Annotated in this window: 19 protein-coding genes and 1 tRNA gene; 18 read left to right on the forward strand and 2 right to left on the reverse strand. The window is 48.4% G+C overall.

Annotated features, from left to right (window positions below):
• Positions 1-110: 110 nt before the first annotated feature.
• The 3 genes from GXX34_07740 to GXX34_07750 all read left to right on the forward strand — a co-directional run bounded on the left by GXX34_07740 (position 111) and on the right by GXX34_07750 (position 2,367).
• Positions 111-830, forward strand: coding sequence for a DnaD domain protein (locus tag GXX34_07740; protein ID HHW07401.1), 720 nt, complete (start codon positions 111-113; stop codon positions 828-830).
• A gap of 14 nt (positions 831-844) precedes the next feature.
• Positions 845-1,609 carry an ATP-binding protein gene (locus tag GXX34_07745; protein HHW07402.1) on the forward strand — a complete coding sequence of 255 codons (765 nt, stop codon included), beginning with the start codon at positions 845-847 and terminating at the stop codon, positions 1,607-1,609.
• A gap of 155 nt (positions 1,610-1,764) precedes the next feature.
• Positions 1,765-2,367 (forward strand): phosphate propanoyltransferase, encoded by a 603-nt coding sequence (locus tag GXX34_07750; GenBank protein HHW07403.1) that lies wholly within the window; start codon positions 1,765-1,767, stop codon positions 2,365-2,367.
• A 337-nt stretch (positions 2,368-2,704) separates the two neighbouring features.
• Here GXX34_07750 and GXX34_07755 read toward each other — a convergent pair.
• Positions 2,705-2,781 (reverse strand) — tRNA-Arg (locus tag GXX34_07755).
• A 375-nt stretch (positions 2,782-3,156) separates the two neighbouring features.
• Here GXX34_07755 and GXX34_07760 point away from each other — a divergent pair.
• From GXX34_07760 to GXX34_07825, 14 genes are all read left to right on the forward strand, one after another.
• Positions 3,157-3,759, forward strand: a complete 603-nt coding sequence (locus GXX34_07760; protein HHW07404.1) for a DUF3786 domain-containing protein — start codon at positions 3,157-3,159, stop codon at positions 3,757-3,759.
• A gap of 21 nt (positions 3,760-3,780) precedes the next feature.
• Positions 3,781-4,626, forward strand: coding sequence for an NERD domain-containing protein (locus GXX34_07765; GenBank protein ID HHW07405.1), 846 nt, complete (start codon positions 3,781-3,783; stop codon positions 4,624-4,626).
• A gap of 103 nt (positions 4,627-4,729) precedes the next feature.
• Positions 4,730-5,845, forward strand: a complete 1,116-nt coding sequence (gene sucC / locus GXX34_07770; protein ID HHW07406.1) for an ADP-forming succinate--CoA ligase subunit beta — start codon at positions 4,730-4,732, stop codon at positions 5,843-5,845.
• Positions 5,845-6,726: a succinate--CoA ligase subunit alpha gene (gene sucD / locus GXX34_07775; protein HHW07407.1), complete on the forward strand. Its 882-nt coding sequence runs from the start codon at positions 5,845-5,847 to the stop codon at positions 6,724-6,726. Before sucC ends, sucD begins: the two co-directional genes overlap by 1 nt.
• A 114-nt stretch (positions 6,727-6,840) precedes the next feature.
• Entirely contained in the window at positions 6,841-8,409 is a 1,569-nt protein-coding gene (locus tag GXX34_07780; GenBank protein HHW07408.1) for a methylmalonyl-CoA mutase family protein, read from the forward strand.
• 15 nt (positions 8,410-8,424) lie between these two features.
• Positions 8,425-8,814 (forward strand): cobalamin B12-binding domain-containing protein, encoded by a 390-nt coding sequence (locus GXX34_07785; protein ID HHW07409.1) that lies wholly within the window; start codon positions 8,425-8,427, stop codon positions 8,812-8,814.
• 43 nt (positions 8,815-8,857) lie between these two features.
• Complete coding sequence (gene mce, locus GXX34_07790; GenBank protein ID HHW07410.1) at positions 8,858-9,268, forward strand: methylmalonyl-CoA epimerase; 411 nt, start codon at positions 8,858-8,860, stop codon at positions 9,266-9,268.
• Positions 9,269-9,273: 5 nt separating this feature from the next.
• Positions 9,274-10,821, forward strand: coding sequence for a methylmalonyl-CoA carboxyltransferase (locus tag GXX34_07795; GenBank protein ID HHW07411.1), 1,548 nt, complete (start codon positions 9,274-9,276; stop codon positions 10,819-10,821).
• 17 nt (positions 10,822-10,838) lie between these two features.
• Positions 10,839-11,243 carry an OadG family protein gene (locus GXX34_07800; GenBank protein HHW07412.1) on the forward strand — a complete coding sequence of 135 codons (405 nt, stop codon included), beginning with the start codon at positions 10,839-10,841 and terminating at the stop codon, positions 11,241-11,243.
• A 1-nt stretch (position 11,244) separates the two neighbouring features.
• Complete coding sequence (locus GXX34_07805; protein ID HHW07413.1) at positions 11,245-11,652, forward strand: biotin/lipoyl-binding protein; 408 nt, start codon at positions 11,245-11,247, stop codon at positions 11,650-11,652.
• Between the two features lie 84 nt (positions 11,653-11,736).
• Positions 11,737-12,780, forward strand: coding sequence for a sodium ion-translocating decarboxylase subunit beta (locus tag GXX34_07810; GenBank protein ID HHW07414.1), 1,044 nt, complete (start codon positions 11,737-11,739; stop codon positions 12,778-12,780).
• A gap of 16 nt (positions 12,781-12,796) precedes the next feature.
• Positions 12,797-13,642 (forward strand): fumarate hydratase, encoded by an 846-nt coding sequence (locus GXX34_07815; GenBank protein ID HHW07415.1) that lies wholly within the window; start codon positions 12,797-12,799, stop codon positions 13,640-13,642.
• Between the two features lie 17 nt (positions 13,643-13,659).
• The gene (locus GXX34_07820; protein ID HHW07416.1) at positions 13,660-14,208 is read left to right on the forward strand and encodes a Fe-S-containing hydro-lyase; all 549 of its coding nucleotides are present in this window, start codon (positions 13,660-13,662) and stop codon (positions 14,206-14,208) included.
• Between the two features lie 12 nt (positions 14,209-14,220).
• Entirely contained in the window at positions 14,221-14,964 is a 744-nt protein-coding gene (locus GXX34_07825) for a hypothetical protein (GenBank protein HHW07417.1), read from the forward strand.
• A 149-nt stretch (positions 14,965-15,113) separates the two neighbouring features.
• Here GXX34_07825 and GXX34_07830 read toward each other — a convergent pair whose 3' ends face one another.
• Positions 15,114-15,497 (reverse strand): TIGR04086 family membrane protein, encoded by a 384-nt coding sequence (locus GXX34_07830; protein HHW07418.1) that lies wholly within the window; start codon positions 15,495-15,497, stop codon positions 15,114-15,116.
• A 454-nt stretch (positions 15,498-15,951) separates the two neighbouring features.
• Here GXX34_07830 and GXX34_07835 point away from each other — a divergent pair, with 454 nt between their 5' ends.
• On the forward strand, positions 15,952-16,137 hold the full coding sequence (locus GXX34_07835) for a YpmA family protein (protein ID HHW07419.1): 186 nt from the start codon (positions 15,952-15,954) through the stop codon (positions 16,135-16,137).
• Positions 16,138-16,146 lie beyond the last annotated feature (9 nt).

Consider the following 16,146-nt stretch of genomic DNA (forward strand, 5'->3'; position numbering starts at 1 on the left):
GAAGATGCCAAGCATGATAAATAATGCTACAATATACATTAAGGAACAGCCACGGGGTGGTCTGCATGTCTGAACAAAGCCTATTCTTAAAATTTACTTCCGAACTGTTTGTGGACGGTACGGTTAATGTGCCTTTTCTTTTATTGAAAAGCTATAAGAAAATAGGGATGAACGAAACGGAACTGGTGCTGCTGCTGCACCTGTGGTCTTGGCACCAGTCGGGTAATCAAGAATACCCTACGCCTCAGGAACTGTCATCTGTAATGACCGTCGAAAGTTCACAAATTCAAACCTTACTGGCAGGAATGGTCGAAAAAAAGATCATTTCCATTGAACACCTGTACGATCCTGCCCAGAAGAAATGGATAGACCGCTTTTCTTTTGCCGGCTTGTTTGATAAATTGATGGAGAACTGGGCTCTCATGAAAGCGCAGCAGTTGGAAAACGAAGCCCGCAAGGGAGAGCAACTTTCCCCCGAGGTGGCACAAGAATTATTCCGCGCTTTTGAAGAAGAATTTGGTCGCTTGCTCTCACCCTTTGAAAGCAATCAAATTTTAGAATGGTGCCATGAGGACAGATACTCACCGGAATTGGTTATAGAGGCCTTGCGCAAGGCCAGCCTGAGGGGAATAAAAAACCTGAAATATATCGATTCGATCCTTAAAGACTGGCAAAGGAACAATATCCGCACGGTGAAACAAGTGGAAGAATATGAAAAGCATTTCCAGACCAGGCAACAACTGAAGAAAAAAGAAACGAAAACCTACCAAATTAAAAGTGATGAAATCAAACGCAAAATTGAAAAATACAAGGATGTCTATATGAGCTAAAGGGTGTCGTACCGATGATTAATCACGATCGTCATCATGGAACTGAATACCAGTGTCCCAGGTGCCAGAACCGCGGTTTTATCATCAAGGATGAAGTTGCTTACCGCTGTCCCTGCATGAAGCAGCGGACCATCGAGCAGTTGTTCCGCCATTCAGGCCTTGGCACGTTACAACATCAATGCACCTTTGCAAATTTTTCCTTTGCTTACTACCCGGATGTGTATGATGAACAGTTGGGGTTCACTTACTATCAAAATGCCAAAATCGCTCTCAAGGCTGCGGAAGAGTTCGCCGCGGCTTTTGTAAAAGGCAATTATCACGGGCCCGGGATAGTCTTTACGGGCCCGGTGGGAAGCGGCAAGACTTTCTTGGCCAGCAGCATTGCCAATTATGTACTGTCTAAAGGAAAACAGGTCTTGTTTACGGTGGTACCTGATTTATTGGACCAGCTTAAAGCTACTTACGACCGCTCTGCTCTGGTGGAAACTGATGAGCTAACCATTTTGGAGGGAGCCAGAAACGTTGAACTTCTAATCATGGATGATTTAGGGGCCCATAATTACACGCCGTGGACGGTAAATAAGATTTATTCCATTTTGAACTACCGGGTTAATCACCAACTGCCAGTAGTCATCACCACCAACTTGAGTCTGGATGAACTGGACACGTATCTGGGCGAAAGAACAACCTCCCGTATCTTACAGCTGTGCCGGGTGTACCGTATCGCCAGCGTGCAGGACATTCGATGCCTGAAATCTAAAGAACACCTTCACCAGTAAAAAATCCATGGTATTGCAAAACTTTAATTACGATTTAGCAACAATTACGGTTGCGTCTGTCAGTCAATGGTTGTATAATAACAGTGAACGGAATAATTTTCAGGGTAAACGGTAATTTGGTGCGGCCCAGCAGTCTGTGAGAGGGGGAAATCTAGATGGAAATGTTAAGAATACCAATTGGGGTTTCCAATCGCCACGTTCATTTGTCCCAAGAGCATCTGGAGCAGCTCTTTGGTCCGGGGTACGAATTAACATTTTGGAAGGAGTTAGGACAACCCGGCCAATATGCCTGCAAAGAGGTAGTCTCCGTAGTAGGCACCAAGGGAATTATTGAAAACGTCAGAATCATAGGCCCCGTAAGGAAACAAACTCAGGTGGAAATTTCCAGAACCGATGCTTTTAAACTGGGAATTAAAGCTCCTATCCGGGAATCCGGTGATTTAGAAGGCACGCCCGGCTGTGTCCTGGTAGGACCTAAGGGCATGGTCTCCCTGGATTCAGGAGTTATTATAGCAGCAAGACATATCCACATGACACCTCCTATCGCCAGCCAATACGGCCTGCGCGATAAGGACGTGGTCAGTGTATTAGTGGAGGGCGAAAGAGGCGTAGTATTCAACAATGTCATCGTGAGAGTCAGTAAGAACTCGGCCCTGGAATTTCACGTTGATATCGATGAAGCCAATGCCGCTCTGTTGAACACCGGAGAAACGGTCACGATGCTTGATAAAAACCAAGCCCTCTGCTTGGTAGGATAATATTATGCCCCGACAATCCGTCGGGGTTTTTTTATTTACACACATGCCAGCCTGTGTTATATAATGAAGATAGGTATAACTTGAAGCGCAGGAGGTTTCCCATGAAAATCCCCATTTGTGACACGTGTAAGGCAAAGAATGTTGAGGGTGTCATTTGCCGCCACTGTGACAATTATTATTGCTACGATTGCCTGGACCTCCATAAATCCAACTTAAGACCATGTCCTACCTGTGGGGAATTCATTTGTAATGAGTGCTACGACGGCATGATCGAGTGCGACAATGTCAGAAAAAAATAAGGCGAAGGATGTTGCTCCTTCGCCTTTAATCTTCTAGTTGGCGCGCCCGACAGGATTCGAACCTGTGACCTCCGGACTCGGATTCCGTTACTCTATCCTACTGAGCTACGGGCGCAACTGCATATCTAATTATAGCTTATAACGCTGCTCATGTCAAAAATCTTTTCAAAAAAAACCTGTATCTTGTAATTTTCCCGGGTTGGTTATAATATTGTGTTAGGAACACTGTATACAATATGCCTGCTGGGGGAGGCGGCTTTCGTGAACTACCTGGTCACCTGGAGCAGCGGTGAAGAAGTGCATTACTTGTTCTTGCCTCACGGCGCCAATTTGGAGGAGTATTTGGAAGCAGACAAGAATTATATCGTCACTTGTCTGGAGTTGCCAGAAGCTTAGCAGCGACCTGCTAAGCTTTTTCTTTAGTTGCTAAAATTCCCTTCTTGCGATATTATCTTAATAGTACATGATCATTTGCTCTGGTGGTGGTAGTGTGTCACAAACTCCCTGGAAAGATGCTTTTGCTAAAGCCAGAACAAGACTACAGAAAGCTAATCCTGCAATCCTCTCGCTGCATACGGGCATGAACTGGAACGAAACAAACCAGCAATTTTCCTTTTTCTCTCTCGGAAAAAAATATACAATCTCCTTTCCCGACGGAGATGTTCTGACGGAAGCCGGTCAAACGGCTTCTCCTGCATTTGCTTTGCTTACCCTTCACTACCTGCTTTCAGAACCTACATTGCCCCAGGGAAATTGGATATCCTTTAAAGAAATCCCCGGCGGTCCCATTTATCAAGCCCCCTTTGAAGCCAGGACAATTGGGAGGCTTTTTAGAAAAGTCAGTCAGCTTTCCACCTTAGCTCGGGCTTGTGAAAAATTAGACGGGAAAAAGATGGACAGTGGGGACCTGGCCTATTGCTTTGACCTTTTTCCCCGTGTGCCCGTAGGTCTGGTATGCTGGGAAGGAGACGATGAATTTCCTCCCTCGGGCAATATCCTGTTCGATGCCAACGCAAGACACTTTTTGACGACGGAAGACTACGCGGTCATAGGCGAGTATCTTGTTGGGCAGTTACTAAAAGAACTGACTTAATATATAAAAGGAGTAGACGGCATGCAGAAATTGCCGGAAGAACCTTTAGCAAGTATCAATGCAAAAATTGAATACTACCAGCAGGAATTAGAGGAACTCAAGAATCAAAAGGAGTTTCCTTATCTGTATATCATCGTGGCCCTACCCGTCACTGCAGTTTTCCTGCTCCTTGCCGTTATTTCCGACGGTTTAATCGACTTCACCGCAGCCATCACAGGAGCCCTCTTTTTTTCATTATTAATAACGTGTGCATATTTGGTGCTGTATCAACCGAACAGGGAAGAACTGGAGAACCAAATTCAAAAGCAATTAGCCACCCTATATAGAGAAAAAAACAAACTGGAAGCAGGACTCAAAGGAGAAAAGGAAGTGGCCTACATCCTCAGTTGGCTGCCGAAAGAATACATTACTATTAATAACGTTTACCTGTCAGCAGGGGATATGGACGTGCAGCAATTTGACCATATCGTAGTCGGCCCTCCGGGTGTGATTCACCTTGAAACTAAAACCATTAACGGCGCCGTCCTCATCGATCCTAAGGGCAACTGGACAGTGCTGAAAGCCTCCCAGCACAAGATCATGCGGGAAGGGATGGACAGCCCTCTACCGCAACTGCAGCGCCATGAGATGATCCTGCAGGGTTTTCTCAAGCAGGAGTTTCCTGATGAAACCATTCCTATTCACGGCATTGTGGTTATGGCCAACAGCCGCACCATTATTGAAGGTGAAGATCCGCATCTTACCGTCCTGAAAAAAGACAAGCTGAATGAATACATAAAGAACCTTCCGGTATCCACTCCGTTGCGCCAGGATTTAATTGGCAAGATTGCTTTAAGTTTGGTCGAACATCACCAGGACCTTTCTTGATAATGTTTTGCTGGGGGGCAGGATTTTTTTCTTATGGCTAGAATTTTTTTTATTTGAAACTAATATTTTCAATAATCAGAATGTTCTCAAGGAGGAGTGATTGGTGAAGCTTTACGAATACATGGGTAAAGAACTTTTCCGGGAATACGGCATACCGGTCCCCAGAGGAAAAGTTCTCCGCGACCCGCAAGAGGCAGCACTTATGGCAGAAGAACTCGGGGAAGTTGTGATCAAGACCCAAATATTGTCTGGCAAGCGGGGCAAAGCGGGGGGCATTAGATTTGCCAGCCATCCCAAGGAAGCTGAAGAACATGCCGCCTTTGTCCTTCAGCAAGAGTTTCACGGCCATAGAGCTCAAGAAATACTGGTAGAAGAAAAGCTTTTCATTGAACAAGAACTATATTTAGCCATTATCATGGAAGGCTCTTTGAAAGGTCCGTTATTGCTGGCGTCACGCTACGGTGGCATGGATATCGAGGAAGTACCCGATCAAGACTTAGTGAAACTGCCCATCGACCTGCACTTGGGCATTCAACCGTATTTCTGCCGCGAAGTAGCTAAACGGCTCGGCCTGACGGGCGGCCCGGCAAAGCAATTCAATGAACTGCTGCCCAGGTTATACCAGCTTTTCCGCGAGAAAGACTGTGAATTGGTCGAAATCAATCCCCTGGTTGTTTCGCAAGATAGGTTAATCGCAGCCGACGCTAAAATAACCATCGATGATGAAGCCTTATACCGTCACCCTGAGTTACCAAGGGTGGAAGAACGAAACGAAGCAGAACAGAAAGCACATGCCATCGGCCTATCCTTCGTTCAATTGGACGGCGACATTGCCATCATGGCTAACGGAGCGGGTATCACCATGGCTACCTTGGATGCAATCCAGTATTACGGAGGAGCACCGGCCAACTTCTTGGATGCAGGAGGAGGGGCCAACGTGGAGCAAACCGCCCAGGCCTTGGAATTGTTACTCAGCACGAATCCCAAAGCCATTTTCATTAATATTTTTGGCGGCATTACCAGGTGTGACGATGTGGCCCAAGCGTTCCTACAGGTAAATAGACAAAAATCGATCGACATACCGGTAGTGATTCGTCTAGTCGGTACCAATCAGGACCTAGGCGTGAATCTTCTGGCAGAGCAAGGTATCGTAGCCTACGAAAACATGCAAGAAGCTGCGATGAAAGTAGTATCCTTGGCGAAAGGGGCAGTGGGATAATGGCAATTTTCGTTAACTCCGAAACCCGGGTGGCGGTGCAAGGCATTACAGGAAAGCAAGGACAGTTTCATACCAAACAAATGCTAAAGTACGGGACCAAAATAGTAGCCGGCGTCTCCCCCGGCAAAGAAGGGCAATCGGTGGAAGGCATACCTGTATATGACAGCATGTTTTCAGCCATCGGCCGGCACCAGATTGATGCCAGCGTCTTATTCATTCCTGCTCCTTTTGCGAAAGATGCCGCCTTAGAAGCCATTGACGCCGGAATCAAACTGCTGGTCTTAATTACGGAACACATTCCTCTCCACGACGCAGCCGAAATCATGGCTTTCGCCAAGAAGCGAGGCACCGTCGTCATCGGACCGAATACTTTTGGCGTAGTATCTTCCGGCCAATGTAAAATCGGTATCATGCCAAACCAGTTCTTTGTCCCGGGCCCCGTTGGCATCGTGGCCAGAAGCGGCACCCTAAGTTATGAAATCGTGGGGAACCTGCTGCGCGGTGGATTGGGCACCAGCACCGTAGTGGGTTTAGGCGGCGATCGGATAGTGGGCCTCAGTTTTATCGACGTTTTGGCCAGGTTCGAAGAAGATCCTGAGACCAAAGCCATTGTGCTGGTTGGGGAAATTGGCGGTTCCAGTGAAGAAGAAGCCGCCGAATACATCAAAAAACATATTTCTAAACCGGTAGTGGCCTACATTGCAGGTAAGAGCGCTCCGCCGGGCAAACGTATGGGACATGCGGGTGCCATCATCGAACGGGGCAGGGGCACCTACCAGGGGAAAATTGCTGCCTTGAAAAGTGCAGGCGTGCATGTGGCCACATTGCCCTATGAAGTGCCTGACATTATCAAAGAATTGCAAATAGACAAAATCGTCTAAAGGAGGTCTTTTTTTGTGGATTATAACAATGAAGATCTCAAGAATAAACTCAATCAATGGGAAAAGCGCCTGGAAAACCAGTTGAACAAGGCGCCTGAACGCAAAGCCGAATTCATGACTGATGCAGGCATCCCCATCCAGCGATTGTACATCCCGTTAGATCTCGACGGCACATATGAAGAACGGTTGGGTTTCCCGGGAGAATATCCTTTTACCCGGGGCATACAATCCACCATGTACCGCGGCCGGCTGTGGACCATGCGTCAATACGCCGGTTTCGGTTCCGCTAGGGAAACCAATGAACGATTTAAGTATTTGCTGTCACTGGGGCAAACGGGCCTCAGCGTGGCTTTTGACTTGCCTACCCAAATCGGTTATGATTCGGACCACCCCTTTGCGCAAGGAGAAGTTGGCAAAGTGGGGGTGGCCATCGACAGCTTGGAAGACATGGAGATGCTGTTCGACGGCATACCTTTAGACCAAGTCAGCACCTCCATGACCATCAATGCCCCGGCGGCCATCTTGCTGGCCATGTATATTGCCGTGGCGGAAAAACAGGGGATTAGCCCTGATAAATTAAGAGGTACGATCCAAAACGATATCCTAAAAGAATACATCGCCAGAGGCACCTACATTTTCCCGCCTGAACCATCCATGCGTTTGGTTACAGATATATTTGCTTTTTGTTCGGAACATGTGCCTCATTGGAACACCATCAGCATCAGCGGTTATCACATTCGCGAGGCAGGCGCCACAGCCGTTCAGGAAGTGGCTTTTACCATGGCCAATGCCATGGCCTATGTGCAGGCAGCTATCGATGCCGGGTTGCCCGTTGACCAATTTGCGCCGCGATTATCTTTCTTTTTCAATGCTCACCTGAACTTTTTTGAAGAGATTGCCAAGTTCAGAAGCGCTCGGAGAGTTTGGGCTAAGATTATGAAAGAACGCTTTAATGCTGCCAACCCCAAATCGATGATGCTGCGTTTCCATACTCAAACTGCCGGCTGCACCCTCACAGCCCAACAACCTGATGTCAATATCCTTCGTGTAGCCTTCCAGGCCCTAAGCGCAGTCCTGGGCGGTACCCAGTCGCTGCACACCAACTCCAAGGACGAAGCCCTGGCTTTGCCTAGTGAAGAAGCTGTAACCATCGCCTTAAGAACCCAACAAGTCATCGCTTATGAGATTGGTGTCACCGATACGGTGGACCCGCTGGGCGGTTCCTATTTTGTAGAAAAACTCACTGATGAGATCGAAGAGAAGGTATGGGAATACTTGCAAAAGATTGAAGACATGGGCGGAGCCGTAAAAGCCATTAACCAGGGATATCAACAAAAAGAAATCCATGCCAGTGCCTACAAGTACCAAAAAGCCATTGAAACGGGAGAAAAAACTGTCATTGGCGTTAACAAATTTCAAGTGGAAGAAACTCCTCCCACCGGGCTCTTGAGAGTAGATCCAAAGGTGCTGGAGGAGCAAAAGCAGCGCCTGCATTCCCTGCGTTCCCGGAGAGACAACCAGCAAGTGCAAAGAGCCCTGAACCAACTCAAACAGGCGGCAGGATCCAACGAAAACGTGATGCCTTTTATCCTGGAAGCAGTCAAGAGCTATGCCACTATTGGGGAAATCACCGGTGTTTTGAAAGAAGTGTTTGGTGAATACCAGCAGACGGTTAGCATGTAAGGAGAGTGTGTCCGTATGCAGAAACCCATTCGTGTTTTGATTGCGAAAGTCGGCCTGGACGGGCATGATCGAGGTGCCAAAGTGGTGGCCCAAGCGCTGAAAGATGCGGGCATGGAAGTGATTTATACGGGCTTGAGGAATACCCCGGAGCAAGTGGTGGAAACTGCATTACAGGAAGATGTGCAGGTGATCGGAATCAGTTCTTTGTCCGGCGCTCATCTTTACTTGATCCCCCCCATCAGTCAAATGCTGAAAGAAAAAAACGCGGAAGACATTTTATTGATTTGCGGGGGAATCATTCCGGAGGAAGACCATGCTCAATTAAAAAAAGCCGGGGTAGCAGCCATTTTTGGCCCCGGGACCTCGACACAAGATATTGTGAACTTTATTCAGCATCATGTATAATGATGTATTATGACCAAGTATTAGGACCAAGGAGGTGACACATATGTCCAAAATTGAACATATCGGGATTGCAGTCAAAAACCTGCACGAGGCCCTCTCCTTTTACCAAAATACTCTTGGACTGCAGGTTAAAGCAATAGAGGAAGTGCCGGAACAAAAAGTTAAGGCTGCCATTATACCGGTAGGTGAAAGCAAGATTGAGCTTCTGGAAGCTACTTCCTCCGACAGTCCTATCGCTAAGTTTATCGCTAATCGCGGGGAAGGCATTCATCATGTTGCACTGCGAGTAACGGGACTGGAACAGCTACTGGACCAGTTATCTGCCGCAGGAGTGAAACTGATTGACGAGAAACCGAGAATCGGAGCCGGTGGGAACAAGATCGCTTTTATCCACCCTAAGTCTACCAACGGCGTTTTATTAGAACTATGTGAACCTGAACAGGGGTGTGAGTAATTATCATGGACAATGCAAAACTCGTTGAACTGCAGAACAAGTTAGCACAGATTGAAGCAGGCGGCGGTGCGGAACGGGTGAAAAAGCAGCATGCCGCCGGCAAGAAGACGGCTAGAGAGAGAATCGCTTTATTGCTGGACCCTAATAGCTTTGTTGAAATAGGCCAGTTCGTGCGCCACCGGGCCACTGAATTCGGGATGACTTCAGTTGAAGCGCCTGCTGAGGGGGTCATTACCGGCTGGGGCACCATCAATGGGCGCCAGGTCTATGTATACGCTCAGGATTTCACCGTAATTGGCGGCACCTTGGGTGAAATGCACGCCGCCAAAATCTGCCGGGTCATGGATTTGGCAGTTAGAACCGGTTGTCCTGTCATCGGCATTAATGATTCCGGGGGAGCTCGCATTCAGGAAGGAGTCGACGCCCTTAACGGGTATGGAGAGATTTTCAAACGCAACACATTAGCCTCCGGTGTTATTCCTCAAATTTCCGTCATCCTCGGACCTTGTGCCGGCGGTGCGGTTTACTCCCCGGCTTTAACCGATTATATTTTCATGGTGGATAAGATCAGCCAGATGTTTATTACCGGCCCCCAGGTCATTAGATCGGTAACCGGGGAAGAAGTCAGTGCCGAAACTTTAGGAGGAGCTGAAACCCACAACACTAAAAGCGGTGTGGCTCATTTCATGGCTAACAGCGAAGAAGAATGCTTCCAGCAAATCAGGGAGTTATTGTCCTATTTGCCTTCCAATAACTTGCAGGATCCGCCCCGGGTAGAGTGTTCAGATCCCATCGGCCGGCAGGAACAGGAGCTTCGTTCAATCATCCCGGCGGAGCCCAACCGGCCTTACGATGTAAGAGATATATTGCGATTAGTGCTGGATGACGGGCATTTCATGGAAATACAAGCCAAGTATGCCCAAAACATCGTCATTGGTTACGGCAGGCTGAACGGGCAAACAGTAGGGATTATCGCCAACCAGCCGAAGTACCTGGCCGGGTGCCTGGACATCAACGCCTCTGATAAAGCCGCTCGCTTTGTGAGGTTCTGTGATGCTTTTAACATTCCATTGTTAACCCTGGTGGACACCCCGGGATACCTCCCCGGTACAGATCAGGAATTTGGCGGTATTATCAGGCATGGGGCTAAACTGTTATATGCCTACTCAGAGGCTAACGTGCCCAAAATAACACTCATCCTCCGCAAAGCCTACGGCGGCGCCTATTTGGCTATGTGCGCCAGGTCCTTGGGAGCCGACCAGGTAATTGCCTGGCCGTCTGCAGAAATTGCCGTTATGGGCCCTGAAGGAGCCGCTAACATTATCTTCCGCAAAGAAATCGCCGAAGCTGAAGATCCTGTAGCCATGCGGGAAAGCAAGATCCAAGAATACAGGGAGCGTTTTGCCAACCCATATGTGGCAGCCAGCCGGGGATTCGTGGACACAGTCATCGATCCGGCAGAAACTCGCCCGTTCTTGATTCAAATACTAGCTTCCTTGATGACTAAACAAGAAACCAGACCAGGGAAGAAACACGGCAATTTCCCGGTTTAAGAGGGGGATGAAACGAATTGGCAGAAAAAATCACCCTGGGATTAAGTTTGACCGTGATGGGGATGTCTATCGTCTTCTTCATCTTGTGCTTGCTCATGGTAATGATGCATGTGGAAGCTTTAGTGGTCAACCGCTCCACAGCAAGCAAAAAGCCAGTTGAACTGCCGGCCGGCAAACCCACGGAACTAAGGCCCGAAGCGGAGGCTCCGCCGCAGGCACCGGTTTCCACTTTGTCACCCCAAGTAGTGGCAGCCATCATGGGGGCCATCGCCCTCTGTACCGGTCAGCCCGTACATAGATTTCGCTTGATCAGTGTCCGGCAGGCAAAAGATCTGGAGGCCTCTGCTGCTTGGACCTTAAACAACCGGATGGATGTCATCAACCGCCGTAACAGTTATTATGCTAAAGGAGGAACAAAGTAGCATGTTAAGAAAGTTTAAAGTCACCGTCAACAATGAAATATACGAAGTCTTGGTTGAAGAAATTTCAGACACTAGTCTTGAAACCGTATCTCCCACACCGCAGGTGAAAAGGGAGATACCTTCTACACCGTCTACACCACCCCCTGCCAGCGCTCCCTCTAAACCTACCGCTACCCCGGCACAAGCTAAAGGGGAAGGGCAGGGCGTTACAGCACCATTGCCGGGAACTATCCTGGATATCAAAGTCAAAGCCGGGGATCAGGTTGCCGCCGGTCAAACGGTGGTCATCCTGGAAGCAATGAAAATGGAAAATGAAATCGCCGCTCCTATCGCAGGAACCGTTACCAGTATTCTGGTAAGCAAAGGACAAAACGTCAATACCAATGACATTCTGCTGACCATTAAATAGGGGGGGCATCGCACTTTGTGGAGTGATTACCTAAGCCTGTTTTATGAATCCGGTTTCGCACTGCTGACATGGAAACACGCCCTGATGATCGCTATTGCTTGTTTTCTAATCTACCTGGCCATTGTCAAACAATATGAGCCTTTACTCCTTTTGCCTATTGCTTTCGGTATGCTGCTGGCCAACCTTCCCGGCAGCGGCCTGATGGAGGAAGGAGGGCTCATCTACTGGTTCTACCAAGGTGTAAAACTCGGCATTTATCCGCCTTTAATCTTTTTAGGTATCGGAGCCATGACGGATTTTGGGCCCCTCTTGGCCAATCCTAAGACCATTTTGCTGGGAGCTGCCGCCCAATTGGGCATCTTTTTGACCTTCTTGGGCGCACTGATATTGGGGTTTACTCCCCAAGAAGCCGGAGCCATCGGCATCATTGGCGGCGCCGACGGTCCGACAGCTATTCTAACCACATCCATTTTGGCTCCCCATTTGCTGCCGGCAGTAGCTGTCGCTGCTTATTCTTATATGGCTTTGGTACCCATCATCCAACCTCCCATTATGAAGTTGTTGACGACCCCGGAAGAGCGGGCCGTGGTGATGGACCAGCTCAGAGAAGTGTCACGTACCGAGAAAATCCTTTTTCCCATTATTGTCACCATCGTGACGATACTAATGCTGCCAGAGGCAGCGCCTTTGATTGGCATGCTGATGCTGGGTAACCTGTTGAGAGAATCCGGTGTTGTGGAAAGGCTATCCAAGACGGCTTCTAACGAGTTAATTAACATCGTGACCATTTTGCTGGCCCTTTCCGTGGGAGCGACAGCTAAGGCCGAGACCTTCTTGCAATTTGGCACCATAAAAATCATTGTTCTCGGTCTCATTGCTTTTTCCTTTGGCACGGCCGGGGGAGTCATTTTTGGAAAGATCATGTATCGCCTCACCGGTGGCAAAGTCAACCCTCTCATCGGGGCCGCGGGGGTGTCCGCCGTACCGATGGCTGCCAGGGTAGCCCAAAAAGTAGGCAGGGAAGCCAATCCTACCAATTTCTTGCTCATGCATGCCATGGGACCTAACGTAGCCGGGGTGATTGGTTCAGCCGTTGCCGCGGGAATCTTAATTGCCGTGTTAGGTTAAAAGGAGGGTACCGGAAATGAGGGAGATCAGTTACAGTGAAGTAGTGGAGGCTGTGGCCCAGCTCTGCAAGAAAGCTAATTACCACTTGGGCGAAGATGTGCTTCAATCCCTAAAACAAGCCTTGGAGCAGGAGATCTCAGAAACAGGGAAACAAGTATTGGAACAAATCGTGGCCAATGCTGCCATTGCCGGCAACAATGAGGTTCCTATGTGCCAAGACACGGGAGTGGCTGTGGTTTTTCTGGAGGTGGGACAAGACGTCCATGTTACCGGGGGAGATTTGAATGAAGCCGTCAACGAGGGAGTAGCTAAGGGCTATGTGGAAGGTTACCTGAGAAAGTCTATGGTAAGTGATCCTTTTGGCAAAAGGATCAATACCAAGAACAACACCCCGGCCATCATCCACACTAAAATTGTACCGGGTGATAAACTCACCATCACCGTAGCACCTAAGGGGGGAGGCAGCGAAAACATGAGTTCTATCAAAATGCTGCCCCCGTCGGCAGGGCGCCAGGGAATCATTGATTTTGTCGTAGAAACTGTAAAAAATGCCGGGCCTAATCCATGTCCCCCCATCGTAGTTGGGGTGGGTATTGGCGGAAATTTTGAAAAGGCCGCGCTACTCGCCAAAGAGGCTTTATTAAGACCTCTCGGCAGTCCCCACCCTGATGCAGAGGTAGCCCAGCTGGAAACGGAATTACTTGACAGAATCAATCGGCTGGGCATCGGTCCGCAGGGATTCGGCGGTCGCATCACGGCACTGGCGGTTCATGTTAATACGTTCCCTTGCCATATAGCCAGTTTGCCGGTGGCAGTCAACATCAATTGCCATGCAGCTCGCCATAAGAGTATTACCATTTAGGGGGTTGAACCATGGGGATTAAATACATTCAAGCACCCTTGACGGACGAGGTCGTAGAAGAATTGAGGATTGGGGACCAGGTTTATATCTCCGGTACCGTTTACACCGCTCGCGATGCGGCCCATAAGCGTTTGGTCGAATTACTGGATCGGGGAGAAGAGCCGCCTTTCGACATCAAAGGGCAGATCATCTTTTACGTGGGACCGAGTCCGGCTAAACCCGGAGCGGTCATCGGCTCCGCCGGACCTACTACCAGCTATCGCATGGATGCCTACACACCCCCGCTTTTGGCACTAGGTTTAAAAGGCATGATCGGCAAAGGTTCACGCTCACAAGAGGTGAGAGATGCCATGGTGACCCACAAAGCAGTGTACTTCGCCGCTGTGGGAGGGGCAGCAGCTTTGACAGCCGAGCGGATCAAGAAAGCCGAGGTGATTGCTTACCCCGATTTAGGTCCTGAAGCAATCCACAAACTGGAAGTCGAAAACATGCCGGTCATCGTTGTTAACGATTGCTACGGCGGTGATTTGTATATCGAAGGCATGAAAAGGTACAGCCGGTTATAAATATGGCAAGAAGTGTCACCGGACTACTATGGCTGGGGTTTAGTAGGCGGTGACACTTTTTTATTGCCTCAAGGCACATATTGTCATGCAGCGGAGCATATCTTCTTACCAGTAACCAATGTTCCAACAGGGGACATGCAGATGATACAAACAGGTATCTTATTAGTTTTAACTCTGATCTGGGCCCGGATTCAACCTGAAGTCTCTTACGGCATCAGCCAGGGCTACGGGACAGGCGAATTAGAAAAACTGAAATCTTCTTCTTTACGTCAAATTGTATTTTACTTCGGCTTTGAAAACGGTCTCTTAATCATCCTTCTATATGTACTGAAAGGGCTTGTATTTATCATTGCATTGGAGAGATACATGCAAGCCGAGCTTTGGCAACAATGGCTGTGTTTAGGGCTCTTAATAGCTCTGCACGGCACCCCAACAGGATCCAACAGTTCCGCTTTCTGGAAACGCTGGTCCACTTACATGGGAGGAATCATGCCCCTCTACCCGGAACTGGCCCAGTTGTCACTGGCCACGCTAGTGGCCTTATCATTACTGTCACGACAAAAGAAGCATATTGTATGGTCCAACACCGTGGCAGCTTTCGGCCTGGTATGGTTAGACCACTTACCATATCCCATCATGGGTTTCATGCTTGCCACTTGCTGGCTCACCAGTGCCGGGTTAAGCCCGAAACGGCTCACGCCGCTAGTAAATACTGCCATCAAGGCGATGTTATCACCAAAGCATTCTTTTGATTAATATAATACATCAAACACAATCCTATTCAGGCCAAAGGGGTGGATAGTCTTGCGAGTCTATTTTGTACCGTTGCCGGGTTTCCTGAAAAAGTTTTTTAAGAAGATTTTGAAGCAAACATAAAAGGAGAGTAGCGACTGCCACTCTCCATATTATTTGCCTAGCAAAGCTCCTAAGAAACCGCCCATCAATCCCGCCCCTACATAAGTGAGGGCCTTTTTGCCAATGGAAACCATCTCAAGGGCGACTCCGCTCAAAAGGGATAATATGACTACAGCCAGAAAACAGGCAACACCTACCCCTAAACCTTGAAAGAGATATCTTGCTTCCGCGGCTTTGGCAGCAAGTATCCCCCCGCCAACCACGCCCAAGAACACGGTAACGGAAATGAACGTGTCCAAGTGCCGGTCTGAAAGCCCAGTAAAATGAAACAAATTCACCAACAAGAACACCGCTATGGATTGCAGCAAAATAGCAAACAACACGCCCTTCAAGATGGGAGCCCGGGATAAGAATGCTAAGAGTCTACTCTCCACCGTCATCACCTCCGTTGGCTTCACTTAGTTTATATGCCAATCCCCACCTTAACATGCCTTCGCCGATTACACTACGAAAGGTTTTTTACTTGCTTTGTCGAATATGTGTGATTATGGAATTGCCGGATGTCCTTGCACCCTAAATTGAGTTTGAACGCACTATGCCGGGAATGAGGAACTTCAACCGGTAATTCTTTTGTCCACGTAGTTGCAGTCATCTATCCGGCGGTCAAAAGATTTATTCAAGAAGGCCGGCAAATACTAAATATAAAAACCTCACCTCCCGATGTTGCCATTCCGGCCCGGAAGCATTATTATGAAACAAGTACGGCTACATTTACAGAAATGATTGTTCATAATTGCTGCGGCAGCTTTTACGGCACAGCCAGGGCGGCGGCAGTGCACCATGAAATCCGGGAAACCGAGGGTTTAAATCAATTTAGCAGAGGAGGAAATGGCATTGGAAGATAAAGGCCAGGGAAAACTACAGTTAATTGCCGTGAAAACGGTGAATGCCTACGACGAGTTATATATCATCGTTGACTTTCTCAACAAAACACTGAAACAATACGGGTTGATGTTTGGCCTAACTAAGGACACGGAGAACCAAAAAATGACCATCTCCGTTTACGAGGTTTAATTATGATCA

The sequence above is a fragment of the Clostridia bacterium genome, assembly GCA_012840125.1.
In the GTDB taxonomy this organism is placed as follows: domain Bacteria; phylum Bacillota; class DULZ01; order DULZ01; family DULZ01; genus DULZ01.